Genomic DNA, 23,065 nt, shown 5'->3' with positions numbered 1-23,065 from the left:
CATGAGACCGCCCCCGACCACCTATCAGCCCACTACACTCCCGCCGCCCGGTGAAAGCCACAGCTCAGACAGCGAAATCCTGCTGGAGTACTAGGGCTGCTGCCTCGCCGGGGCCCGGACCGCAGCCGTCCGCTTCCCCTCCGTGGTCGGCGAGGGCCTCAGAAGGGGAACTGCGTCTCGCGTGCTCCGGCGAAGCAGTGGGTCGCGTGGTGCCGCATCCGGGGACCGTAGGTCCGGTCGTCGGCCAGCTCCGAGTAGGTCTCGAAGGGCAGGCCGAGGAGGCCCGCGGTGTCCGCCGCGTAGACGTCGAAGCCCGGATACATCAGGCAGACGCACGGCAGGTCGTCGAAGTCGAGCGCCAGGACCGGATACTCGCCCAGCGCGTCGGGTTCGGTGACGGCGAGGAAACGGCGCGAGTCCGAGCCCCCGGGGAGAAGGAAGCACTCCGGGAACCGCTCGTCGAAGAAGGTGAACTCCGGGGCCCACATGGCGCCGTACTCGTCGCCCACCAGCTCCGAGAGGGGACGGGGACCGAGACCGCCGTCCGGGGCGAACCAGTCGTGCCGTTCGAACAGGCTGATGTCGTACGCCAGCCAGGCCCGGAGGCTCGGGGAGAGCGACCTGCCCGACGGGAAGCGCAGGGCGGCGAGACGGCCGGGCGGCAGCGGCGACGCCACGCCGTCGGTGACCCACGGCACGTCCCGGTACTCCAGGGCGGACCCGCCCGGATCCCGCCGCACCTTCTCAAGGACCCGCTCCACCAGTGCCACACCGTGCACGGCGGCCTCCTCAGCTCCGTCAGTCAACATGCGCGGCAACCTAGCGCCCGGCACCGACAACGGGACCACGCCCGGTCTCCGCGTGCCCGGACACCACGTCGCCTCGGCGCCGGAGCACTTCCAGCGGACCGCGAGGAGGAAGCGCGCGACAGACAGCCGCCGGTCTGCGCCGGGGTAGGAGCACGAGCCGTGAAATCGATTGCTGAGCCGTCGGCCGCCCGCCTAGGATTTCGCCGTCGACGACGTGTAGCTCAGTCAGACAGAGCGCCGGGCTCGGGACCCGGAGGGCGCAGGGGCGGATCCTGCCACGTCGGCTCATGAACGAGACCGCTGATCAGCAGCTCCCGACGATGCCCATCGATCCGGCCTACGCCTCCGCCCAGCTGGCCCGGGCACTGCGCACTCGCCTGGCCCATCCGGACAGCGCCGCACGCGACCGCGCACAAGGCCGGATACGGCAGTGGCGACAGGTCCTGTCGGGCATCACGGACGGAAGGCTCGCTGTCGGCTCCCGCACACCCGTGGCCGGGCTCCCGGTCTGGGCCACGCCCGAGATCGTGCGCGGCGGGTTCGCCACGGGCAGCGCCGCCGCCGGAGGACCCCTCACTCCCTTCGAGGAGGAGGCCGCCCGACAGGCGGGCGTTCCCGCCGACCGAGCCGCGTTGTTCTCCCACGCCCTGACCGCGGAAGGTCTCGGCATACTGGGGGAGCTGCTGGACAGCGGCCTCTACGAGGCGGTGCTCCCCGAGGAGACCGCGCTGCTCACGGTCGCCTGGCTGCTGCGGGTCGGGGACGTCGAGGCGGCCGCCGCCCTGGTGACGGAACTCCAGCCGTACGCCCACCGGCTCCGCTTTCTGCCCCGCCCCGCCGACCGTCCGGCCGCCGCGCCGGGCGCGATCCACCGCCGCACCGTGGGCGAGGTCGCCGCGGTCCTGAGCGCCCGCCGTGCCAGACCCGCCGTCGAGGCCCAGCGTGAGGCGCTGGCCGTCTGGCGCCCCTTCGAGGACGAACTCCTCGCGTACTGGCTGCGCCACCCCCTCGACGTCGCGGAAGTACCGCGCGGCGGCGCACCGGACCGCCCCACCCACGCCACACCGGCCGCGGACGGCCGTGGAGACCGTCCGGCCGCCGGTGCGCCCGACCACCGGGCCGAAGCCGCCGCCCTGCTCGCACGGTACGGGGAACTCGCGTCGTCCCATCCACTCTGCGGCAGACACCGCGACCCGAAAGCGAACCCGGCCATCCTGCGGCGCGCCATCGAGGACAGGGCGGCCGGACGACTGGTGTCACCGAGGCTCGCGGGACTGGTGCGCCACGCGGTGGCGTCCATGGTGGCCAAGCGCGGCCTCCCGGGGTCGCCCGCGCACACCGCGCTGCGCCGCGCGCAGGCCCACCAGGCGGCGGCCCCCTCGCACCACCGGATCGCCGCGCTCGTCGCGGATCGGCTGGCGGGCCTCGACCAGCGATTCGGAACCGCCGACATCGAGTCACCCGTCGTACCGGTGACCGCCGCCGAGGCCGCGGCGACCGGACTGCCGCCCGGCACGGCCGTCCCCGCGCGACTGCGGCAGGCCGTCGGCTCCTCTCTGAGCGCTCCCCTGGACACGCTGGTCGAACGCGGCCTCGTCCCCTCGGCCGAAGTCCTCGCCACCCTGGTCCCGCAGACGGTCGCGGAGACCACGGCCCAGCGGTTCACCGACCCCGCGCTGCGCGCGCTGGCGGCGGCGACCTACCGCGCCTTCCGCAACCGCCGCTCCCTGCTGCTCCTGGACCTCCGGCACCAGGTGCGCGTCGACGAGCTTCCCTGGGTGCGCGCGGTCGCCGGGCACGGCACCGACCGCCACGCGGCCGAACGGGCGCGGGAGGCGTCCGGTGTCGCGCTGCGCCAGATCGCCGAGCTCGCGGTGAGCACCTTCCCCGGCACGCTGCTGCCGAATCCGCTGGTGCGCGAGCTGGCGCAGCTGGCGCGGCAGGCGAACCTGACGGCACCGTTCGTCGAAGAGCTCGCGGCGGACATCTTCACGGGCGTCTTCACCCCCAAGTTCCTCGACGCGGCCGGTACCGCCGCCGAGCTTCTCGACGGCAGCCCGTACGCCCGCTACTACGGGATCGACTGTGCGGCGGTCCGGAGCCTGGCCGTCGGTCGGCGGTCGGGGGGTGGCACGCGACGCGGCGGTCCGTCGCGTGGGCCGGGTCCCACGGCGGCGGACGCGTTCGGCCGGACATGTGCCGAACGGGCCCGGGGCGCCGAGGCCGTGGTGAGGCCGGGCGTCTGGTCACCGCCCGCCGTGAACGGCACCGTGATCGAACAGGCGCAGATCCTCACCACCCACAACCTGGCCGTCCTGGTGCGGTACGTCGGCATCGCGCCCGCCGCGGGGTGGGAGGCATCGGCCCGAGCCTGCTTCGTCACGGTGTGCCGGCTCGTCGCCCGGGTGCAGGGGCACCCGCGCCCGTTGGGCACCGTCAAGGAAGCCGCGTACGCGTGGCGGCAGATGCTCTTCCACCTGTCGCTGTGCCCACCGGGCCGTCAGGCGGCGGTCGTGGAGTGGGTTGTCTCCGAGACGGCTCGGCAGCCCCCGCACGTGGCCGACCGGCTGGGACCGGCGGTCGCCGGGCTCCGGCTGGTGGCCTCCGGGGGCGACTTCGGGCCCGACGGGACCGCACCGGGCACGTCGGCCCGCAGGTTCCTGGGCTGGAGCGTGGGCGGCCACTGGATGAGCTGACCCCGGGAGCCGCCGGGGAGGGAGAGCGTCCGTCCGGGGACCGGCCGGGGATTCTCAGGGCCCGACGAGGTGGGCCGTCACGCGGCGGACGGCCCGTCGCGGCGGGCCCACCACCGCTCAGGCCGAGGTCCGGCTCCGGCCCCGTCGGATGCCCGTCCGGCGGACCGTCCCGACGTGGTGGGCCCGGGAGGTCAGCGTCCGTGGCGATGGCGGCGGCGGAAGTTCTCGGCGGCCCCTTTGCCGCCGGTCGTCGCCACCCGGCCGTACCAGTCCTCCGAGCCGTCGAGATCTCTCTACGCGCAGCAGGTTTCCGAGGTTGAACATGGCGTCGGAATGCTGTGCCCGGCGGCTGCGCGGTACCAGGCCTCCGCCTCCTCCAGGTCGCCGCGTCCGTGGGCGAGGAGGCCCAGGGAGAACGCGCCGTCGGAGTGTCCGGCCTCGGCGCGGGCCCGGCTCCACCGTTCGTTCTCCGGCCGTGTCTCCGCGTTCGGCCGCCGGCCCGGCGAGGTCGTACATGGCCGCCGCGTCGCCCTCCTCGGCGGCGCGCGGCAGTTGCCCGTGGCCCACTCCGTCGCCCTGGCCGATCAGGAACAGGCCGTAGTCGTTGGCGCCCCCGGTACCCCAGCGGTGACGGCGCGCCGGAAGTGGAGCACGGCCTCCTCCGTGTCGCCGAGCATCTGGTGGAGATCGGCGAGACGGTGGGCTGCCAGGTCGTCGCCCGCCTTCACCGCCTGCGTCCACCACGACAGTGCCCGGGCCACGTCCCGTTCGAGCAGACCGAGGTCGCACAGTTCGCGCATGGCCCGTACCTCCTCCCGTGCCGCCGCCGCGCGGAGCACCGGCTCGGGCCGCTCGGGCGTGGAACGGGCGGCTCAGGCGTGGGAACGGGTGGCTCCGTGGCCACCTGCCCCGTGAGTCGGCGCACCTGCCGCCGCCCCCATGCTTCCCTTCCCACGGGCGGCATGTGTGGGTGTCGACCGGATCGTTGAGGTCCTTCGGGGCGGATCCAGGTGGTCATCGTCCGGGGTGTGCTGCGGGGGCCTTGAAGGCCCCCGCTGATCGCGGGGACAAATCGAGGCCGGACAGGAGGGCGGCGCGCGCGAGGGCGCCGCCCGGTCGCCGGGGGCGCAGCGCTCGCGCGACGGAACCGGGAAGGAGCGGTGCATGGGGAGTCTTCTCAGGGGCGTTGCGGGGGTCCGCTGGTGGGAACTGCTCGATGCCACCGGGAGCGCGGCCGACGGTGTTCCCCCGCTGCTGGCCCGGATCGCGTATGGCGATGAGGACACGGCCCGTGACGCCATCGACGAACTGGGCGATGCCGTCTGCGCGCTGGGGTTGGTCGTGAGGGAGGCGACGGCTCCCACGGTCCCGTTCCTCCTCGAACTTGCCGGGGCCCGTACGTGCCCCGCAAGGCCGAGCTGTTCGAGCTGCTGGAGAACATCTGCCGGGCCGCGCAGTGGCACGCCGCCACGGCGGCGACCGAGGAGCGCGAGCGCGGTGCGGGCCACCGACGGCGAACCGGCTGGGAGACCGCCGCGAGGGCGGCCGTGCACGCGGGGCGGTCGGGCATCGAGGGCATCGCCTCCTCCGTACGGCTGGAGGAGGCGATGCCCGCGCGGAGACTGCTGCGGGTGATGGACGGCACGCCGCCGTTCCCCCGGCTCTGACCGGTCGTTGTGGAGCGGGGCTTGAAGGTCGGGTGGGGCGGGAGCCCTTGGCCCCGGAGTCTCAGCCGGGGCCGCGCCCCCGCCCCGGCGTCCCGCGCCCGGGTGGCCGAGCGCCAAGAGGACCCGGAAGGTCTTCAGCTAGCTAGCTAGCCAGCCAGCTAGTCAGCCAGCCGACCGACCGGTGTCGGCGTCAGCCGTGGATCACGATGTCGCGCCGCTGGGCTCCGTCGTCCAGCGGTCGGATCCGGGGACGTCGAGGACGACCTTGCCGTGGACACGGCGGGAGAGAAGGGCGGCAGCCGCGCTCTCGGCCTGGTCCCAGGGGCCGCGCCAGCCGATCGGGGAGGCCAGCCGTCCGGACTGCAGCAGACGCAGCAGGACCGTGAGGTCGGCCGCGAAGGGGGCGGTGACGCTGAAGTTCTGGAGGCGCCCTCCGGGGGACGCCTCCCCGGCGGCCTCGAAGTCGATGGTGGTGGGCAGGCCCGAGGCGCGCCCGACCGCCTGGAGGACCCCTTCGGGTTCGAGACGGAGGAACGCGTCGGCGAGCTGGTCGCCGCCGACGTGGTCGAGGACCCCGAAGACCGGTTCCGACAGGGCGTCCGGCCCCAGGACGATCTCGTGGGCCCCCAGTTCGCGCAGGCCCTCGGTGCGGCTCTCGTCGCCCACGGAGGCGATGACATGGGCCCCGGCGAGGGCCGCGAGCTGGACGGCGAAGCGGCCGACGCCGCCCGACGCACCGGTGACCAGTACCCGGCGGCCGAGCACCGAACCCAGCCCCCGCACCGCCTGGAGCGCGGTGACCCCGGCGACCGGGAGGGCCGCCGCCGCCCCGAGGCCGACCGCTTCCGGCACGACCGCCAGGTTCGCGGTGCCGACCGCGCGCAGTTCGGCCCACGCCCCTTCCCAGCCGAAGGTGACGACGCGGCTTCCCGCCGGGGGCCCCGAGCCGTCGGCCGCGCCCCGGACGACGGTCCCGGCGGCGTCCCAGCCGGGAACCCCTCCGCCGGGGGCACTCGCCGGACGGTCCGCGACCTCCCGGAAGTTCAGCGAGACCGCCGCCACGGCGACCAGGGCCTCGTCGTCCCGGGGCCGGGGCTCGGGCACGTCGCCGAGGTGCAGCCCCTGCGGGCCGTGAAGCACTGCTCTCATGCGGTCGTCCTTGTCCGCCCCGGAGCGCGCGTCCGGGCGCTGTGAGGAGGGCGCGGACACCGGCGGTCCGCGCCGGGGGGCCGGGCGGCCGGTGCGGCCACGGTCGCCACCACAATAGAAGGCGTGGGCCACCTGACGTGCCGTACGGACCCCAGGACACGACCCGGGCGGACGGATCAGGACCGCCGGGCGGACCCGCGCTCCCCCTCCTTCTCCCGGCCGTCCCCTCATGCCGGTCAGGAACCGTCCGGGCAGACCGATCGCCACCGGCAAGGGCGTCGCCCGGCAGATCGCCGGAGGCCCAAGCGCCACCGCGCTCTCCTCCGATCGTCTCGTAGTCGCGGAGGTGGCCGGTCTGAGTGGCTACGAGCCGCTCCGTCCCGATGTGATTCTTGCGTTCCACGAGATGTGCCTCGTGCGGGACGACGGCGAGTGGTTCATGGGGCGGCTCGACGATGACGGCTTCGTGATCTGCTGGGCCTCCTACGGATCCGACCTGGCCGAGGCCATCCGAAGTCTCTGAACGACACCCCCGCGTCTTCAGTCGCCTTCGCAACAGAACCTAGTCGCGTCGCAGGGTGTAGAGGTCGGCGGAGTCGGGGTCTCCGGTGAAGACGTACAGCTTGGGGTGTTCCAGGGTGCCGTAGACGTTCCAGCTGTCCATGGGGCAGGAGCCGATGGTGATGAGGACCTGTTGGCTGAGTGGGCCGCGGGCGGGGTCGTGGGTCCAGGTGCCGGTTCCTGAGCATTCGCGGACCTGGGGCTCGAAGGAGTCGGTCGAGTCGTCGTAGCTGAAGGTGCGGACACGGTCCGCGGTGGCCCGGCCGTCAGGTGTGAGGATGAGGGTGCCGCCATCGCTGTCGGAGTACGTGCCCGTGAGCTGCTGGGCGTCGAAGCGCGGAGGCTCGTACCCGATCCCGGAGTGCAGGGCGATTCCGGCAAGGGTGAAGGCGGTGACGATGGCGAGCGCCCCGTACACGCCAACTGCGCCGAGCACGGTGCGGAGGGACAGCCGACGGCGGGCCGGCAGCAGCAGCCGACGTGCGGCCAGGGCGGGAGCCGCGAGGGCCACCGTCCCCACGAACCAGCCGACGAAGCCCGAGAGGACACCGCCCCCGGCGAGCACCGTCACAACCGTGGCCGGTGGGAGCGTCAGGGCGCCGGCCACGGCCGGGACCCACCACCAGACCTCACGCCCGGACACGACACGGCTGAGCCAGGCGCCCACGCACATCACCGGCACGACCACGACGAACGCCACCACCGTAGCGAGCAAGGCACCTGCCCCCGCCAGGAACGGGGAGCCGAGAGCCAGCAGGAGCAGGCCCATCGAGTTCACCGGCAGGGAGGGACTCTCCATCGTCTGCTCCCACACATGACTCGCGATCAGCCCGATGGCCGCTTCGACCAGCAACACCGCGACGGAAGCCGCCACGACCTCATCGAGCCGGTCCCTCACGCGCAACTGTGCCTGGTCAGACACCGCATCCCACATTTCTGAACGCATTCAAATCCCCTCCGGTTGCATCATGCACCACCCCCGGCATCACCGCCGCGCCGCCCCCACGCCCGGTGACCACGGAGGCGAAGGGCGCGGCTCACAGAGGCGCGGGCATCCGGGCCGTCAGACGCAGGCCGCCGACGCCCTACGGGCCGTGATGGATGAGGCGCCGGTCTCGGGCGGGGCGGCGGCGGACCGGGTCGCCGACGCGCTCGGCACCCCGGACCCGATCGCGTACGGCGCGAAGGCCAACGTGACGGCGTTCACCGTGCGGCGGTTCGTCGACCGCGGCCTCCTGGCCAACCTGTCCGGCAACCCGGAGGGGACGCTGCACCACCCCGGCCAGGTCGCGGAGGTCTGCAGGCGCGAAGGCTTGGCCGACCTCGTCACCGTGGACCCCTTGGAGGAGGGGCCGAGCGCCGCACTGGACGGTGTATTCGCTCGCGAGCGGGCCGCCGTGGAAGTCCTCCCGCTCGCCCGTGTAGAGGGCGCAGCCCTCGAGGGCGGTGGGCATTTTCGGGTCGGGCTGCCAGCCCGTGTGGGGTTGCTGACGCTTTGCCGGAACTCGGCGGTAACGGGAGCAGATCCCGGTAAGACAGATCCACACGGCACAGAAGGAGGACGGAGCGCGTCATGGTTCTTGCGTTGATCATTTGCGCTGGTGTGCTGGCAGGGGTGGTATGGCAGCGGTACCGCTATCCGGGACGGTGGGAACACGCCTTCAGCCAGAGGTATGTGGATGCCCGGAAGGCGTGGTCGGACGCTCGCGGCGCAGCTCGTGCCTGGGAACGCTCGAAGGCGCGGACCGAGTTGAAGGCACGCCACGATGTCGACTCGGCCGAGAAGACTCGGGAAGAACGTCTGCGCCGACTGGATCAGCGCATCGCGTCGCTGAACAACCCTGGCCACGGAGAGCGGATCGAGGCGCTCGGGGAACTTGTCCTGTTCCAGCACGTTCTCGTTGTGCAGTCCCCCTCGGGGACGCGCTCCATCGCCTTGGTCGGCATGGAGGTCCGCTTCGAGCCCGGACAGAAAAACTACTCCGTCTACTGCACCGACGCTGACGGGCACGTATATCGGGCCAAGTACCCGCACCTTCCGTCCTCGCCCGAGAGCGATGAGCAGCTTTTCGATGAGGACCAGGTGCGCGACTTCGCCGTGACGGTCCAGAACACCGTCGCGCAGGAGAACGTCTTCCGTGCTCGCCTTCCGCGTCAGCTCAAGGAGGCCGAGAGCAAGTGGGAGGAGGCACAGACCGACACGAGCGAACTGGACGCCGCTCAGGAGCACCTGCGGAAGCTTCGCCAGCGCAACGGCACCGACCCTCGGGGCGAGAAAGCGGAAGCCCGGCTGGCAGAGGCCTCCCGCGAGTGGGAAAGGCTCACCGGGCGTGTTCCTCCCAGGTAGAGCTGGCTGAGGAGCAGATCCGAAAGACCTTCGTGAGCCCCCGACAGCGTCGGCCATCTGCGGGCGGGCCCACCGCCTACGGGCGATGTGCGAGAAGGCTTCGGCGTGGCGGGCGAAGTAGGCGGCCAGGGGGCGGGCGTGTCCGGTGAGCTGGAGGGCGATCTGCTCGTAGTCGCGGGTGGCGAGGGCCGGGTTGGTCCAGGCGAGGACGGCGGTGACGAGCGCTTCGTAAGGCGCTCGGCCGAGGGAGAGTCCGGTCTCGACCAGGCCGCGCGGGTCGTGGACTACGACGTAGGTGTCGGCCTATAGGGCGCCCGCCGCGTCGTCGTCTTGGCCCTGGCTTTGGTCGCCGGTGGCGGTGTCCGGGTCTCTCCCGCGCGCCCCATCCCGGCGCGGGCCGCGAGCGAGCCTAGTCTGTCCAGGTGAGCCCGGGGCCGCACCTCCGGTACGCAGAGGTTCGATCTTTCTAGCGTGCGGTCATGGAACGCACCCCGATGCCCGAGGCCCTGCGCCAGGCGGTTCACCAGCTCGTCGTCGAGGCAGTCACGAGCTGCCAGGAGTCCTGCAGTACACCGAGCCGCGCTTCGCGCACGACTGGATGCGGATGCTCTGATCCGCGCCACGGACGCCTCCGACACGATGGACATGGCGTCCATGCTGATCGCCGCGTACTGCCAGTAGCACACCGACATCTCGATGGACGACATGCTGTCGTTCCACCTCCAGACCCGGGCACAGCGCAGTCGAGCGGCTGGCCTGCGCGAATCAGCCCGCGCCCCCGCCAGCTCGACGTCGCCTTCGTCCTCCCCGGACCTCCCCCGTCGCCAGTGTGCCAGCCGGGCGGCGCGTGCAGTGGTCGGTACGGGACGGGAGGCTGGACCGGCTGCGGCGGTCGGGGCCGCGCGTGCCGGGCCCGGCCGCCTCCGGCAGACGCACCGCGTGCTCCGGGTCGAGACACCGGCCGCAGTGACAGGCACTCGCCACCGGTACCGACGGGCACCCTGCGGCGGCCCCGCCAACCTGCTCCTCAGCGTCCGCGCCGAGGGCGGGCACTTCCCCGACCACGTCGTCGACAAGGAGCGCGAGGTCCTGCTCCGGCTGTGCGAGCGGATCGAGGCCGACCGGCCCGCCGACCTGGCCGCGCTGTACGTCCTCACCCACGCCGCCACGGAGGAGATCCCCGAGGACTTCCGGCTCCTCGCCACCGCGTACGGCTTCGTCGGCGTCGGCCCGGAGGAACTGATCGCTACCCGCGCGTGGTGACGGCCCGTCGGACACCGGGGGTCTCCGGGCGACAGCAGCGGGCCCCCGCCCCGCCGCCCCCGTCGGCTTACCCGCCGTCACGCCAGGGCGGCCCGCCGCGCCTCGATCCGGGAGCGGTACGCCGGATACCAGGGCTCGCCCTCGGCCCGTTCGATCACGGCGAGGGCCCTGCGGCGGTCACGGGACTGGCGGAACAGGTCGAAGGCGTACCAGAGGCAGAGCGCCGGGAGCACGATCCGCAGGACGCCCAGCGGCAGGAACAGCACCACTGCGGCGACGGCGGTCGAGACGACGACGTTGGTGACGGCCAGCATCCGCGCCGCCACCCGCGACGCGAGCGCGGGGTCGGCCGGGCCGTCCGCGTCCTCCTCGTCGTCGGCGTAGACGGTACCCGCGCGGGCCAGCGCCCCGTTGCGCAACAGGATCCACACGCCGGGAGCCACCACCGACAGCACCGCCACCGTCCGCGCCATGCCGGTGTCGGGCAGCCACACGGCCGCCGCGCACACCACGCTCAGGAGGAAGTGCGGCCACGGCGACGTGATGGTCTGGAACACCCGGGTCCGCTCAGCGTCGAGCAACTCGGCCAGAGCCTCGGGCGAGGGCGAGGGCTCGGGCGGGGTGGTCGTGTCGTTCATGGGCATCCTTCGGGTGGTGGCCGGTGGCCGGTGGGCGGAGCGGCGGTACCGGCCCGGCAGAAGATCAGACCCCGTCCGGCCGCCGAAGGTTGCCCCGCCGCCCGCCGCCCGCCGCCCGCCGCCCGCCGCCCGCCGCCCGCCGCCCGCCGCCCGCCCTGGGGCCCGTCCCGGGGCCCGTCCCGGGGCCCGTTCCGCGCGGCGCGGTCGTGGAGATCACGGTCGACGGCGAGGCGGAGCCGGTGCCCGTGGAGCCGGGGGTGTGGCTCTCGAACGCCAAGTCGAGGCGGGACAAGCTCAGCGCGGAGCAGTTGGCCGCCCTCACCGCGCTCGGACAAAGGTGGCCCGGCGGTTGCCGTATCGCACGGGAGTATGTACGTACTGGGATCCCGGTCCACGCCCTTGGAGACGTACGGCGACCGGGCCGGAAGGAGCTCTCGGAGACAGCCTGGTGCGTCACGGCGGTCTCGGCGGCGGCGCGGGCCCAGGGCGGGACGGCTGGGGGCTGGTTGACGGCTGGCGCGGTCTGGCCCGCGGCTCACCCACCGTACGGGGCAGTGCTCTCGCGACGGGCCGTGCCGTCGGGTGCTGGACCACCGCCGACGGCTCTGGGGGTCCGGGTCCGTGTCGGCGGGCCCGGACCCCCGTGGTTCACGGGCGAGGCAGGTCTGCCTCCCGTACGTCGTGGAGGTGGACCAGGACGTCGAAGGCACGGCCGAGCGCCAGGTCGTAGAGGGGGTAGTCGTCGCTGAACAGCGTGCCGATGCTGCGGGTGGGGCGGGCGGTGTCCAGCCAGTCGCGGGCGACGGGGGCGGCGGTGCGCAGGTCGGCGTAGAAGTCGCGGTGGCGGACCCGGTCGAGGGTGCGCTCGTTGGTGCCCGGGGCAGCGGCGCCGGCGGTGAACTTCTTCCAGTCGCCGCCGATGGCGGTGGACTTGGAGAGGAAGGAACCCTGGTCGAAGGTCATGCCGATGGGCAGGTAGTTCCGGCCCAGCGCGTCGCGGAGGAAGGAGCCCTGAGTCTTGGGGTACATCGCGGCCGTCCCGGCGATCAGGCCGAGATGGTCGTTGTGCGCGGAGACCAGGATCTTGTGGCCGGTGCGCCGTTGCCACCACAGGACGTTGCGGGCCATGGCCTCGTCGCGGAGGCGCTGGAAGTCGGGCATCGTGGCGGGGTTGCCGGGATCCGCGGTCAGGAACCGGGTGGTGTCGGCGACGGAACGGGCGTTCTGCACGGCCAGTTCATGGGCCTCCCGGTCCCGCCCGCCCGCCGCGCTGATCAGCTCGTGCGCCTCCCGGGCCCGGTCGGCGAAGAGCTGTCGCTCGGCGAGCGGCTTCTTCAGGTACTCGAAGACGTCGTCGACGGGGCGCAGCCCGGTGTAGAGGCGGTCGACCCGGGGCGCCAGCGCGGGGTGGTGGCGGTGGACGTAGCCGGTGATCCGGCCGAAGAGGTCGTCGGTCATGGCCGGGCCGGAGAGGTCGTTGCCGACGAAGTGGACGGTACGGGTGGGATTGCGGCGGTTGTGGTCGCGCATCCACTCGATGAGACGGACGAACTCCTCGCGGTCCCAGGGGGAGTTGGCGAGATTCTCCTCGGCGATCCGTCGGGCGTCGCCCTTGCCGGTCTGGAGGTACTCGTCGATCCGCAGTCCGGCGGCCCAGCTGAACTCCAGGGAGAAGGCGCGGAATCCCTTCTCCTCGACGAGGTAGCGGAAGAGCCGGTCCTTCATGGCGAAGAACTCGTGGGAGCCGTGGGTGGCCTCGCCCAGGCCCACGACCTTCGCGCCGCCGATCATCGCGCCGAGGGCGCGCAGGTCGGTGTGGCTTCCGCCGGGTTCGGTGGAGCGCAGCGGGTGGGCGATCCGGTCCAGCGCGCGGACGACGGGGTCCTGGGCCCGGGTGGCGGTCGCGGCCGGGGGCTGTTGGGTGGTCGGGGCCGCCTGCGCCACCGCGGGGGTGAGGGTCATTCCCATCGCGATCGCCGCCGTGACGAGCATGGCTCTGCGGCCGATGCGCAGGTGGTGGTGACTGGTCATGCTGGTGGACTCCTTGGGTTCGCAGCCGACGACGTGATGAAGATCCTCGCCCGCGGTCCCCTGGTGACGCAGTGGCCGCAGCTCCCCGGTTCCTGGTGGAGTGGGCTCCCCCTCCCGCCGGGAGTGGGCTCCCCCTCCTGGCACCTACGTGCCTACGCGGGAGCCGCCCCCATCACCTGCTCCTCCGCCACCAGCCACACCGTCGCCCACCGCAAGGTCTGCAACCGCAGCCTCAAGACCGCCGCCCACCACTGGGCGTTCGCCTCGATGCGCGCCTCTCCCGGCTGCGGCGCCCTCTACGCCCCCGCCCACGGCGACGGGTACTCCGCCGCCCTGCGGCGGTGCTGGGGCAGGCGGAGTCCGAGCCGAGACCTGTTTGAAGCGCCTTCTCTGGGCGGGGAGCTCCTGTCGCTTCAGCAGTAGATACGGGAGGGGTCGGCTGGATGAGAGCGGACGAGACCGGTGAGCTGCTCCCAGGGTGTGGTGCGGGCGGTGCTCTGGAGGAGCGATTCCACTGTGGTGATCAGGCGCTCGTTGTCGCTGGGGGCCAGGCCCACGGTGTGCACGGCGGCGGTGCCCGGGTGCCAGACGGTGTGCTCGATCACGGCGAACAGGTGGGCGCCGTTGCCGCGTTCGGGGAGCACTACGAGGTTGTTGTCCTGGTCGGTCAGGGCGAGGACCAGGGCGGGTGGGGCGGCATCCGGCCCGCCCGGTCTCATCGCCGACGACTTCGACGCCACCCGGAGCGACAAGAGCCCTCTCTCCTTCGGGCACGGCACGAGCCTCTGTCTCGGAGCCGCCCTCGGTCGCCTCGGAGCCGAATCACCCTGCGCGATCTCTTTGACCGCTTCCCCGTCTCGCCCTCGCCGTGCCCTGGACCGACTGCGCCCCGAGCCGGGCTTCATCTCCAACGGTCACAGCGAACTGCCCGTCATCATCCGCCCGTAGCCCCCCGGCAGGCGGAAGGGACGTCCGCTCTCAACAGCACGGGGATACCCTGAGCCGTCGGCGCACGACCGGGTGCGCCGGGCACGCGACCGCACCCCGAACGGCGAGGCTGAGCACTGTGCCCTTCGACGCACCCCCGGATTCCCGGCAGGTCTGGCTCCCCACCGAGTTCACCAGCCTCATCGGTCTGCCCGGCGGGCTGCGTTACGCCCGCTGGGACGGGCATTCGCCGTTCCCGTCGGACCCGGCGGCCGTGGAGTTCTACGTACCGCCCCTCGTTCAGGATCTCGGGGTCATCAGCAGGCCGCTTCCTCGGATGACACGGCTCAGAGCCGTCCAGGCACTCAGCTCCGGGACCGACGGGCTGGAGACCTGGATGCGTCGGATGCCGGGCCGGGTCGTCCTGTGCAACGCGCGCGGGGTGCACGCCCGCAGCACGGCGGAGCTGGCGCTGACGCTCATCCTTGCCTCACTGCGCCGGATACCGGAGTTCACCCGTGACCAGGATCTCGGGGCGTGGCAACCCGGGACGTCCGCGTCGCTGTACGGGCGTTCCGTGCTCGTCGTGGGATACGGAGCCGTCGGCTCCGCCCTGGACGAGCTGCTCGCCCCCTTCGGCTGTGCCGTGACACGCGTCGCGCGCACCGGCCGCGACTCCCCCCGAGGGCCGGTGCATCACGTCGCCCGGCTGCCCCGGCTCGTCGCGAGCGCGGACATCGTCGTACTGACCACCGCGCTGACCCCCGAGACCCATCACCTGTTCGACGCGAAGCTGCTGTCCCGGGCCCGGGACGGAGCGCTGCTGGTGAACGTCGCCAGAGGAGCCGTCGTCGACACGGCCGCCCTGCTCACGGAGGTGCGCGACGGCAGACTGACGGCCGCGCTCGATGTGACCGACCCGGAACCGCTGCCTGCCGGTCATCCGCTCCGGGAGACACCCGGCGTCCTGATCACCCCGCACGTCGGCGCGTTCACCTCCGCCATGTGGCCGCGCCTGGAAGCCCTCGTCCGCCGACAGCTGAACCGCTTCGCCTCGGACGAGGGACTGGACAACATAGTCGCCTACTGACTCCGAAGGACCTGGAAGCACACCGAGCCGCCGCCCCATCCGCCCCGCACCGGGGCGGCACGACGAAAGCGCAGGGACGACCGTGGGCACTGCTCACCCCGATGCCGCCGAGGGCCGCACGCCGGTCGAGGCGGCGCGCTCACTGGTCCCGCTGCTCGCCGCCGAAGCGGCCCGCACCGAGGAGCGGCGCTCCCTCACCGGCACCACCGTGACCGGCCTGCGCCGGGCAGGCCTGCTCCGCCTCGGGACCCCGGCCGAGTACGGCGGCCAGGGCGCGGGCGCCCGTACGGCGGTGGACGTGTGCGAGGAACTGGCGAAGGGCTGCGCGTCCGCCTCCTGGATCGTGGGCATCGCCTACGGCGGCGCCCTCTTCGCCTCCCAGCTGCCCCGTTCCGAGCGCGCGGCCCTGTGGCGGGACGACCCGGACGCTGTCGTCTGCGGCAGCGCCAACCCGTCCGGAACGGCACGGCGTACGGACAACGGCTGGGCGCTGAGCGGCCGTTGGCCCTGGATATCCGGCATCCACCACGCGCCCTGGACCCTGCTCGGCTTCGTCCGGCCCGGCGCGGGGGGCGAACCGGAGCGCGGCATGGCCGTGGTCCCCACCGCCGACCTGACCGTCGAGGACGTCTGGCACATGGCGGGCATGTGCGGCACCGGCAGCGACACGGCCGTCGCGGACGACGTGCATGTGCCGGACTCCCGCACGATCTCCCTGACCGCCATGGCGGACGGCGCCTACCGGCGACGCCATCCCGGCGAACCCCGGATCACCTTCCATCTCTCCATCAACCTGCCGCTGGTGGCGACGGCCGTCGGGATCGCCACGGCGTCCCTGGAGAAGGTGCTGGACGCCGCGGCCCGGGGCAGACAGACGGTCTCCCCGCTGCACCGGCTGGTCGCCGAGGACCCCGCCCATCAGCTCAACGTGGCGGACGCCGCGACGCTCATCGACACCGCCCGGCTGCATCTGCGCCGCGCCGCCGACGAGGTGGACGCCCACGCCCGCGCGGGGCGCCGTCCCGCGCTCGCCGAACGGGCCCGACTGCGGATGGACGCCGCCCACGCCATGCGCTGCGCCCGCGACGCCGTGAGCCTGCTGCTGGACACCGCGGGCGCGGGCAGCTTCGCGGACGGCTCGGTCCTCCAACGGGCCTGGCGCGATATCGAGACGGCGTCCCGGCACGCCGCGCTCAGCGTCCAGACCAGCAAGGAGATATACGGCCGCGCTCTGCTCGGCGCCCCGCTGCCGCCCAGCCCGGTCATCTGAGGGGGAGCCGACGATGACGACGACCGGCCTCCGGGTGGCGCTGGTCACCGGCGCGGGACGCGGCATCGGCGCCGCGATCGCCGAACGGCTGCACGAGTCCGGCCACCGGGTGGCCCTGCTGGACCGCGACGGCGACGCCGTGACCCGGCTGTCCGCCACCCTCGACCCCGTCGGCGCGGGCACCGCGCTGCCGCTGCGCGCGGACGTCGACGACACGGACGCCGTCCACGCCGCGCTGCGCGAGACCGCCGCCGCCTGGCACGCCCCCGACATCCTGATCAACAACGCCGCCCGCACCACCCCCGGCTCGGTATGGGACATCGAACTGGACGAATGGGACGCCGTACTGACGACCAATCTGCGCAGCGTCCTCACCTTGACCCGGCTGTGCGCGCCCGCGATGCGCGACCGCGGCTGGGGCCGGGTGGTCAACCTCTCCTCGCTGGCCGGCCAGCAGGGCGGCACCCTCGCAGGCGCCCACTACTCCGCCGCCAAGGCAGGCGTTCTGGTGCTGACCAAGGTGTTCGCCCGTGAACTGGCGGCGCACGGCGTGACCGTCAACGCGGTCGCCCCGGCCGCCGTCGAGACCCCGGCGGTCGCCGGGCTCGGCCCGTCGGCGGTGGCCGAGGCGGCCCAGCAGATCCCGGTGGGCCGGATGGGAAGACCGCCGGAGGTGGCCGGTCTCGTGGCCTATCTGGTGAGCGAAGAGGGCGGATACGTCACCGGCGCCACCTTCGACATCAACGGCGGCACCCATATGCGCTGACACGGCCCCGCGCCCTGCGATCGACTCCCACCCCCCAAGGCCGCCGCTAGACGGTGTGGTCCCCAGGCCCCCGCACAAGTCCGGAATCCGGCCGGGTCGCCGACCCTCTCCTCGACGACGGGCGCGTACGAGAACCGGAACTCCGGGATCTCAGTACGTCGATCTCACAGCCCGGCGCGGACGGGTCGAAGCCGTGCTCGATCAGCCAGCGAACCGCCAGCAGGCTTCGCAACGACCACCACGCGTGGATCACGTCGATGTCGATGTCGGCGCCGTAACCGGCGATGACGTCGTCGAGGTGCTCCTCGTGTCCGAGCGTGAGGGTGGCGAGGTCGTACAGGGCGTCACCCTGGCCCGCCTCGGACCAGTCGATGATGCCGGTGACCTCGTCGCCGTCGACGAAGACGTGCGCGATCTGCAGGTCGCCGTGGGTGAACGCCGGAGTCCACGGCCGGAGCGCGGCCTCGGCGACCTGGCGGTTGCGGGTGACCAGGTCGGCGGGCAGGAGGCCGTTGGTCACGAGCGACTCGCACTCGTCGTCGAGTTCCGCCGCCAGCGTGTCGATGCTCCGCCCGGCGCGGCCGGGCCGGGGCGGCAGGGGCGCTTCGTGCAGCTTCCTGACGGCGGCGCCCGCCGCGGCCCACGCCGCCGGTGACCCGGTCGACGGCCCGCCGAGGCGCCCGAGCGTCGTACCTCGGAGTGCGGCGAGCGCGAGCACGGGCGGCTTGCGCCACAGGACCTCCGGGGTCGGGACCGGCGCGAGGGACATCGCCTCGACCTCGACGTCGATCCGCGCCTGATCGGCGTCCACCTTCAGGAACACGTCGCCGACGCGCAGGGTCGCACGCTCGGAATGGGCGACGACCACTTCGACCTCATCCATGGGCAGCCAGTATCCCGGGGATGATCGCCGCCGTCGCCGGGTTTGCCGCGTGCGAATTGCACGACTGACCACGTCCCGCCACCGGCGGCCCCACGCACGACACCGACCCGGTCCCACCACCTTCGTTCTTCGTCGGAGTTCAAGAGTTCAAGAGTCACCGGGCGTCAGGGACGGCTGCACCAAGACCGGTCAACGGTCAGCCCAGAAACCCGCTCACCAACTGGCCGCCACCAGGAAGTAACGCCGCCGTGCCGGATGGACCCGGCATCGCGGAAGCGGTCGAACGGCAGACTACCGCGATGCGGGAGCTGTCCCGCGTCGCGTTCCCCGAGACCGGCGTCATGGTGTCGGACGATCCGCCGACCTCGTTCGACGCCACCCCTGCCGGACGACGCCGCCAGTCCGGGGTGTCCCGTGAGGCCGCGTAGCGCCGAGGGCTCCGTGAATGCCCGCGCCTGGCTCGGGGGCGTCGGCCCGGTCGCGGCGCGCGCCGGTCGAGATCCCTCGCGGCCGACGGATGCCACCACTCTGGAGTAACGGATCGTGACCGATCGCCGAGTATCCGGTTGAGCGGGCATGAACCTCCTCCCCAAGCCGTACCGGCCGGTGGCCGCCGCTGTGCTGCTGGCGGCGCTCGCCGTCCCCGCCGCCTCGTCCGCGATGGCGGAAGCACCCCGTCAGGCTCCGACGGCACGGGCCGCTGACATCATCGATCCGCCCCTGCCCGTGGAAGCGTTCCCGGGACAGGTGAAGGAAGCCTGTGGGATCTGGAAGGAACTCGACTGGCCGCAGGCCACCCGCCCCAAGGACTACCCGGTCGTCAACACGCACCTGGTGATCAGGGGCAGCAACGTCTACGGCAACCGCTCCGGCGACCTGCCCCGGGAAGGCAGCTACCGCGAGTACGACGTCAACCCCCGCACCCCCGGCACCCACCGCGACGCGGAACGCCTCGTCCGCGACCCCGACACCCACACCGTCTGGTACACCGGCGACCACTACAACAACTTCCAGGAGATCGCCTCCGGCTGCCCCTGACCCCCGGCACCGCGAGCCGGGCCCCGCTTCGGACCCGGCCCCGCCGGTCACGAGGACGCGCTGCTGTCGGTGTTCAGCGGGACGCGCAGCCGGTATCGCTCGGCCTCCGAGAGCTCGCCGTCGTCGTGGTGCTCCCACAGGAAGCTGTTCGACTCCAGCCGGGCGAGCCGTACCCACCCGTACTCCGGGCCCAGTTCCCGCAGCGGACCGGCGGTAGCGGGCAGGTGCTTGAGCGGCTCGGCCGACCGGGCGGAGCCGTCGTCGATCTTCATGTCGTCGGCTCCGCCCGAGGGGGAGACATCAGCGATGTGGTCCACCAGCCCCCCCGGCCGGTACGCGCTACATCCGGCCTTCCACAGAGCCGAGGCGGTCGAGCCGCCTGGTGGTCCGCTCATGGCGACGGGGGCAGGGGCGTATTCGGGGAGACGGCGGGGGCGGGGGGCCTTTACGATCACTGGCGGGACGGGGTTCGTAGCGCAGTGGTCGTCGCGCCTTCACGGCATGGAGGAAGACGCCGGTTCGAATCCGGTCGGCCCCGTCCCGCTCCACCACCCGGCGGCCCCGCGTCAGGCCCACGACGATGCTCCGCTCCGCTCCGTGGCAAAACCGGCCACCGCCGCCCCGGACTCCTTTCCCGGACTGAAGGGTGGAGCCCCCGTGAGAGGGTGGGCGCCATGGGCGGGGTGTCTGACGAAGAGTTCTCCTGTGCTTTCCTGGCCGCGCTGCGCGTTGGTGATCTCTGCGAGGGGACCGTGGCGGCGGTGACCCGACAGGGTCTGGCGGTGACCCTGGACGGATTCGCCGCCCGCCCGCTGGGGTTCGTGGGGCCGCTGGACCTCTCCTGGGTCAGGTTCGCCCGCGCGACGGCACGGGTGGGGGAGCGGATCACCGCGCGGGTGATCGGCGTCGACCCGGACCACGGGCGCGTGTGGCTGGCCACGACCGCCACGGAGAACCCCGGACTCTGGGCGTTCCTCGACTCCCTCCGCACCGGGGACCTCCTCTCGGGACGGATCGCGTCGATCGAACGGTTCGGCGTCTTCGTGGCGCTGGACGAAGGCCCGAGCCACCCGGTCTTCCCCGGCGTCGGGTTCATCACCCTGCCCGAGCTGTCCTGGCGGCACTTCGAGGACGCGACGGACGTCGTCCGGGTGGGGGAGCGCGTCACCTGCGCGTTCCTCTCCTTCGACACGACGAACGGAGAGGCCAGACTGTCGCTGCGAGCCACCCGGCCCGACCCGTTCCAGACCTTCGCCGACAAGGCCACGGTGGGCGACGTGCTACGGGGCCGGGTCGTCAGGCTGGTCCCGTTCGGTGTCTTCGTCCACGTGGGCGACGGTACGGAGGGGCTGATCCCGCATCAGCACGGCACCGGGACATCCGGAGGGGCGCCTGGGCCGCCCGCGCGGGTCGGCGACGAGATCGCGGTCGTCGTCACCGAGATCGACCGCGAGCGGCGCAGACTGCTCCTCTCCCGACGACCCGCGTCCCCGGCCCCCGACTGACCCGGGACCGGCCCCCGACCGACCTGGACCGTCCCGTCGGCCCGGTCCCTCGGCGGTGCTCGGCGGTGCGGCGGGCCGCCCGCAGCGGCCGGTCACGCTCCGGCCGTCAGCGGACTCCGGCGTGGTGAGCGGGGGAGCGGAGCCGCCGCGTCCCCGCTCACCACGCCGGTCCGCGAACTCCGCGACAAACGTGTTCGCGCCACTGCATCCTGGCTCCCGACAGAGCGACCGATGGAGGGGACACCGAGATGTGGTCAAGGGTCTCGACAGCGGAACTCCCCGAGCGGGAACGTTTCGACTGGTTCGCCGATCTGATCGCGCGGGAGGTGATGCCCACCGCGCTCAGCAGCGAACGGACGGAGCACTTCGAGGCCGAGGCGTCCGTAATGGATCTCCAGGGCGTCCGTGTCGCACGGTTCGCCTTCTCGCCCCTGCGGTCGCGGCGCACTCCCGCGCTGATCCGGCGCGGCGACCCCGAGCAGTACCAGGTGGGGCTGATCCGGCGCGGTACCACCGTCCTGTCCCAGCACCGCAACGACTGCGCGGTCGGAGTGGGCGACCTCGTGTTCTGGGACACCTCGCGGCCCTCCGACGCGGCCATGCCCGTGGAGTCGGGACCGGTCCAGCTGACCATGCTCCAACTGCCCCGTGACGCGGTGCCGTTGCCGTCCCAGCGGATCGACCGGATGCTCGCCAGCAGGATTCCCGGAACACACGGGGTCGGGGCCGTACTGGCCGCCTTCCTGGATTCCCTCGACCGGCACGCCGACGAGTGCGCGCCCATGGACCTGGCGCGGCTCGGTTCCGTCGTCGTCGACCTCGTGGCCGCCTGCCTCGCCCAGGGCTCCGGAGCGGAGGAGGACCTCCCCGCCGAGGTCCGCGCCCGTGCCCTCTTCCAGCGGGTTCGCGCGTTCGTCGAGGCCCACTTGGACGATCCCGCCCTCACCCCGGCGGCCGTCGCCGCCGGACACCACATCTCCGTACGGACGCTCCACCTGCTCTTCCAGGCCCACGGCGGCGGAGAGACCGTCCGGGGCCATCTGCGCCGTCGGCGCCTGGAGCGCTGCCGCGACGACCTGGCCCGCCCCGAACTCCTCGCCCTGCCCGTGCAGTCCGTCGCCGCACGCTGGGGTTTCAGCGGTCCGGCGGTCTTCAGCCGTGCCTTCCGTGAGGCGTACGGACTCAGCCCCACCGAGTTCCGCGCGCTGAACACCGGTCGGGACGGCCGGGTTCCGTCCCCGGCCCGGCCCGCACGGGATGTCCCATAAGTAGGGCTACGGGCCGCTATGGTCTGCTGACCATGAGGACGAACGCCTTAGCTCTGACCGCCGCGTCGGCCGCGGCCGTACTGCTCGCGCTGCCCGCCCCGGTCCGCGCGGCCTCCCTCCCGGCCCGCGCCGCCACCCCCGCGACGTGCAAGGACGGCCGCAGCGACGCGCGGGGCCGCTCGTCGGTGGACGGCACCGAGATCGCCTGGGACGACGAGACCCGGTTCGACGACGCGCTGAGAACCGCCCACCGGCTCTGGTCGGCGGGTTCGCTCACCCGGGTGAAGATCCGGCCGGACGACGCCACGACATGGGCCGACCTCGTGTGGCGGGACGCCGACAGCACATCGGGCGAGTGGAAGGACGTCTACGGACGGTGGGCCGGGCGGAGCGGCACGGACACGATCGAACTCAACGCCGCCTATCTGGGGGAGGGGAGACCATTGGGCAGGACGGAACACCGGCGGAGGGTCGCCGCGCACGAGATGGGCCATGCCCTCGGCTTCTGCCACAAACCGCTGTCCTACCGGTCCCTGATGTGGTCGGACTACGACGACCTCGCGGCGGACCGGATCGACGCACCGACTTCGCGGGACATCGGCAACTACCACGCGCTCTGGGGCAGGTCACGATGAACAGGACCGTGGGAATGCTCGTCGGCGGACTGACGGCCGCCGTGGTCACGGTGGGCAGTTGGATCGGCCTCCAGGAGTACACCGAGCCCCGGACCCGCCCCGAGGCGCTGCGCGGGTACGACGCGACGGACCCGGCGAGCACGGCTCCGCAGGCGGAGAACGTCTTCACCGGCACCGTGCGGGCGTTCGAGGAACTGCGGGAGATCGAGGGGTGGGAGCAGGGCGTCTACCGGGTCGAGGTCGTCTCGGCGTTGCGCGGGAGCCTGCGGGGCACGGTACGGGTGACGTACGCCCCGGAGGACGCGGGGCCGGAGTGGCTGGAGGCGGGCGGGACGTACGTGTTCGCGACCCACGCGTGGACGGACGTGGCCGGGGACGGGCACGCGCAGCTCTTCAAGGGGGAGATGCGGCCGGTGGACGCCGGGCAACTGGCGGCCTGGGAGGAGGCGGTGGCCCTGCCGCTGGTGGCCGACCGGGAGCCGTCCGGACGGTCGGGCCCCTGCGCGGGCGGGGGCTGCTGAG

The 23,065-nt window shown here is 72.9% G+C and carries 25 protein-coding genes, 2 tRNA genes and 1 pseudogene; 19 read left to right on the top strand and 9 right to left on the bottom strand.

Annotated features, from left to right (window positions below):
- Positions 1–158: 158 nt before the first annotated feature.
- Entirely contained in the window at positions 159–809 is a 651-nt protein-coding gene (locus ACFXGN_RS30070; RefSeq protein ID WP_384865152.1) for a hypothetical protein, read from the bottom strand.
- Positions 810–1,019: 210 nt separating this feature from the next.
- Between ACFXGN_RS30070 and ACFXGN_RS30065 the strand changes: the two genes are divergently transcribed.
- Positions 1,020–1,093, top strand: a tRNA-Pro gene (locus tag ACFXGN_RS30065).
- A 3-nt stretch (positions 1,094–1,096) separates the two neighbouring features.
- Complete coding sequence (locus tag ACFXGN_RS30060; RefSeq protein WP_384865150.1) at positions 1,097–3,505, top strand: hypothetical protein; 2,409 nt, start codon at positions 1,097–1,099, stop codon at positions 3,503–3,505.
- Between the two features lie 584 nt (positions 3,506–4,089).
- On the opposite strand, the gene ACFXGN_RS30055 is transcribed toward ACFXGN_RS30060, so the two are convergent.
- Positions 4,090–4,305 (bottom strand): hypothetical protein, encoded by a 216-nt coding sequence (locus ACFXGN_RS30055; RefSeq protein ID WP_384865148.1) that lies wholly within the window; start codon positions 4,303–4,305, stop codon positions 4,090–4,092.
- A gap of 600 nt (positions 4,306–4,905) precedes the next feature.
- Between ACFXGN_RS30055 and ACFXGN_RS30050 the strand changes: the two genes are divergently transcribed.
- Positions 4,906–5,172 carry a hypothetical protein gene (locus ACFXGN_RS30050; protein WP_384865147.1) on the top strand — a complete coding sequence of 89 codons (267 nt, stop codon included), beginning with the start codon at positions 4,906–4,908 and terminating at the stop codon, positions 5,170–5,172.
- A gap of 201 nt (positions 5,173–5,373) precedes the next feature.
- Here the strand turns inward: ACFXGN_RS30050 and ACFXGN_RS30045 are convergent, their stop codons facing one another.
- On the bottom strand, positions 5,374–6,321 hold the full coding sequence (locus ACFXGN_RS30045) for a zinc-binding dehydrogenase (protein ID WP_384865145.1): 948 nt from the start codon (positions 6,319–6,321) through the stop codon (positions 5,374–5,376).
- A 229-nt stretch (positions 6,322–6,550) separates the two neighbouring features.
- On the opposite strand from ACFXGN_RS30045, the gene ACFXGN_RS30040 reads away from it, so the two are divergent.
- The gene (locus ACFXGN_RS30040) at positions 6,551–6,844 is read left to right on the top strand and encodes a hypothetical protein (RefSeq protein ID WP_384865144.1); all 294 of its coding nucleotides are present in this window, start codon (positions 6,551–6,553) and stop codon (positions 6,842–6,844) included.
- Between the two features lie 39 nt (positions 6,845–6,883).
- On the opposite strand, the gene ACFXGN_RS30035 is transcribed toward ACFXGN_RS30040, so the two are convergent.
- On the bottom strand, positions 6,884–7,804 hold the full coding sequence (locus ACFXGN_RS30035) for a hypothetical protein (RefSeq protein ID WP_384865142.1): 921 nt from the start codon (positions 7,802–7,804) through the stop codon (positions 6,884–6,886).
- A 175-nt stretch (positions 7,805–7,979) separates the two neighbouring features.
- Between ACFXGN_RS30035 and ACFXGN_RS30030 the strand changes: the two genes are divergently transcribed.
- From ACFXGN_RS30030 to ACFXGN_RS30015, 4 genes are all read left to right on the top strand, one after another.
- Positions 7,980–8,471: a hypothetical protein gene (locus ACFXGN_RS30030; RefSeq protein WP_384865157.1), complete on the top strand. Its 492-nt coding sequence runs from the start codon at positions 7,980–7,982 to the stop codon at positions 8,469–8,471.
- Entirely contained in the window at positions 8,456–9,229 is a 774-nt protein-coding gene (locus ACFXGN_RS30025; protein ID WP_384865140.1) for a hypothetical protein, read from the top strand. Before ACFXGN_RS30030 ends, ACFXGN_RS30025 begins: the two co-directional genes overlap by 16 nt.
- A 105-nt stretch (positions 9,230–9,334) precedes the next feature.
- On the top strand, positions 9,335–9,538 hold the full coding sequence (locus ACFXGN_RS30020; protein ID WP_384865138.1) for a hypothetical protein: 204 nt from the start codon (positions 9,335–9,337) through the stop codon (positions 9,536–9,538).
- Positions 9,539–10,249: 711 nt separating this feature from the next.
- Entirely contained in the window at positions 10,250–10,492 is a 243-nt protein-coding gene (locus ACFXGN_RS30015; protein ID WP_384865155.1) for a DUF5713 family protein, read from the top strand.
- 77 nt (positions 10,493–10,569) lie between these two features.
- Here the strand turns inward: ACFXGN_RS30015 and ACFXGN_RS30010 are convergent, their stop codons facing one another.
- Positions 10,570–11,130, bottom strand: a complete 561-nt coding sequence (locus tag ACFXGN_RS30010) for a hypothetical protein (protein ID WP_384865136.1) — start codon at positions 11,128–11,130, stop codon at positions 10,570–10,572.
- A gap of 648 nt (positions 11,131–11,778) precedes the next feature.
- Positions 11,779–13,161 (bottom strand): erythromycin esterase family protein, encoded by a 1,383-nt coding sequence (locus tag ACFXGN_RS30005; protein ID WP_384865134.1) that lies wholly within the window; start codon positions 13,159–13,161, stop codon positions 11,779–11,781.
- A 36-nt stretch (positions 13,162–13,197) separates the two neighbouring features.
- Here ACFXGN_RS30005 and ACFXGN_RS30000 point away from each other — a divergent pair, with 36 nt between their 5' ends.
- Positions 13,198–13,584: a transposase gene (locus ACFXGN_RS30000; protein ID WP_384865132.1), complete on the top strand. Its 387-nt coding sequence runs from the start codon at positions 13,198–13,200 to the stop codon at positions 13,582–13,584.
- On the opposite strand, the gene ACFXGN_RS29995 is transcribed toward ACFXGN_RS30000, so the two are convergent.
- Positions 13,575–13,913 carry a hypothetical protein gene (locus ACFXGN_RS29995; protein WP_384865130.1) on the bottom strand — a complete coding sequence of 113 codons (339 nt, stop codon included), beginning with the start codon at positions 13,911–13,913 and terminating at the stop codon, positions 13,575–13,577. The two genes, ACFXGN_RS30000 and ACFXGN_RS29995, sit on opposite strands and share 10 nt — an antisense overlap.
- A gap of 314 nt (positions 13,914–14,227) precedes the next feature.
- Between ACFXGN_RS29995 and ACFXGN_RS29990 the strand changes: the two genes are divergently transcribed.
- The 3 genes from ACFXGN_RS29990 to ACFXGN_RS29980 all read left to right on the top strand — a co-directional run bounded on the left by ACFXGN_RS29990 (position 14,228) and on the right by ACFXGN_RS29980 (position 17,214).
- A complete protein-coding gene (locus ACFXGN_RS29990) occupies positions 14,228–15,178 on the top strand; it encodes a 2-hydroxyacid dehydrogenase (RefSeq protein WP_384865129.1) in 951 nt (316 codons plus the stop codon).
- 82 nt (positions 15,179–15,260) lie between these two features.
- Positions 15,261–16,448, top strand: a complete 1,188-nt coding sequence (locus ACFXGN_RS29985; protein WP_384865127.1) for an acyl-CoA dehydrogenase family protein — start codon at positions 15,261–15,263, stop codon at positions 16,446–16,448.
- Between the two features lie 13 nt (positions 16,449–16,461).
- Positions 16,462–17,214 (top strand): SDR family oxidoreductase, encoded by a 753-nt coding sequence (locus ACFXGN_RS29980; RefSeq protein WP_384865125.1) that lies wholly within the window; start codon positions 16,462–16,464, stop codon positions 17,212–17,214.
- A gap of 142 nt (positions 17,215–17,356) precedes the next feature.
- Here ACFXGN_RS29980 and ACFXGN_RS29975 read toward each other — a convergent pair.
- Positions 17,357–18,097, bottom strand: a pseudogene (locus ACFXGN_RS29975) (phosphotransferase family protein); the annotation flags it as partial.
- A 248-nt stretch (positions 18,098–18,345) separates the two neighbouring features.
- Here ACFXGN_RS29975 and ACFXGN_RS29970 point away from each other — a divergent pair.
- Together ACFXGN_RS29970 and ACFXGN_RS29965 are read left to right on the top strand one after the other, a co-directional pair.
- Positions 18,346–18,525 (top strand): hypothetical protein, encoded by a 180-nt coding sequence (locus ACFXGN_RS29970; protein ID WP_384865124.1) that lies wholly within the window; start codon positions 18,346–18,348, stop codon positions 18,523–18,525.
- Between the two features lie 148 nt (positions 18,526–18,673).
- Positions 18,674–19,135 carry a ribonuclease domain-containing protein gene (locus ACFXGN_RS29965; RefSeq protein WP_384865122.1) on the top strand — a complete coding sequence of 154 codons (462 nt, stop codon included), beginning with the start codon at positions 18,674–18,676 and terminating at the stop codon, positions 19,133–19,135.
- 47 nt (positions 19,136–19,182) lie between these two features.
- Here the strand turns inward: ACFXGN_RS29965 and ACFXGN_RS29960 are convergent, their stop codons facing one another.
- The gene (locus ACFXGN_RS29960) at positions 19,183–19,530 is read right to left on the bottom strand and encodes a hypothetical protein (protein ID WP_384865120.1); all 348 of its coding nucleotides are present in this window, start codon (positions 19,528–19,530) and stop codon (positions 19,183–19,185) included.
- Positions 19,531–19,600: 70 nt separating this feature from the next.
- On the opposite strand from ACFXGN_RS29960, the gene ACFXGN_RS29955 reads away from it, so the two are divergent.
- From ACFXGN_RS29955 to ACFXGN_RS29935, 5 genes are all read left to right on the top strand, one after another.
- Positions 19,601–19,673: transfer RNA gene (locus tag ACFXGN_RS29955), tRNA-Ala, on the top strand.
- 136 nt (positions 19,674–19,809) lie between these two features.
- On the top strand, positions 19,810–20,640 hold the full coding sequence (locus tag ACFXGN_RS29950; RefSeq protein ID WP_384865118.1) for a S1 RNA-binding domain-containing protein: 831 nt from the start codon (positions 19,810–19,812) through the stop codon (positions 20,638–20,640).
- A gap of 248 nt (positions 20,641–20,888) precedes the next feature.
- Positions 20,889–21,908 carry a helix-turn-helix domain-containing protein gene (locus ACFXGN_RS29945; protein ID WP_384865116.1) on the top strand — a complete coding sequence of 340 codons (1,020 nt, stop codon included), beginning with the start codon at positions 20,889–20,891 and terminating at the stop codon, positions 21,906–21,908.
- 32 nt (positions 21,909–21,940) lie between these two features.
- Positions 21,941–22,543: a matrixin family metalloprotease gene (locus ACFXGN_RS29940; protein WP_384865114.1), complete on the top strand. Its 603-nt coding sequence runs from the start codon at positions 21,941–21,943 to the stop codon at positions 22,541–22,543.
- On the top strand, positions 22,540–23,064 hold the full coding sequence (locus tag ACFXGN_RS29935; protein ID WP_384865112.1) for a hypothetical protein: 525 nt from the start codon (positions 22,540–22,542) through the stop codon (positions 23,062–23,064). Before ACFXGN_RS29940 ends, ACFXGN_RS29935 begins: the two co-directional genes overlap by 4 nt.
- The last annotated feature ends 1 nt before the right edge of the window (position 23,065 follow it).

It is taken from the genome of Streptomyces sp. NPDC059247 (assembly GCF_042754005.1).
Lineage (GTDB): Bacteria > Actinomycetota > Actinomycetes > Streptomycetales > Streptomycetaceae > Streptomyces.
The sequence above is the reverse complement of the archived record's forward strand: the minus strand, read 5'-3'. Positions and strand labels throughout refer to the sequence as shown.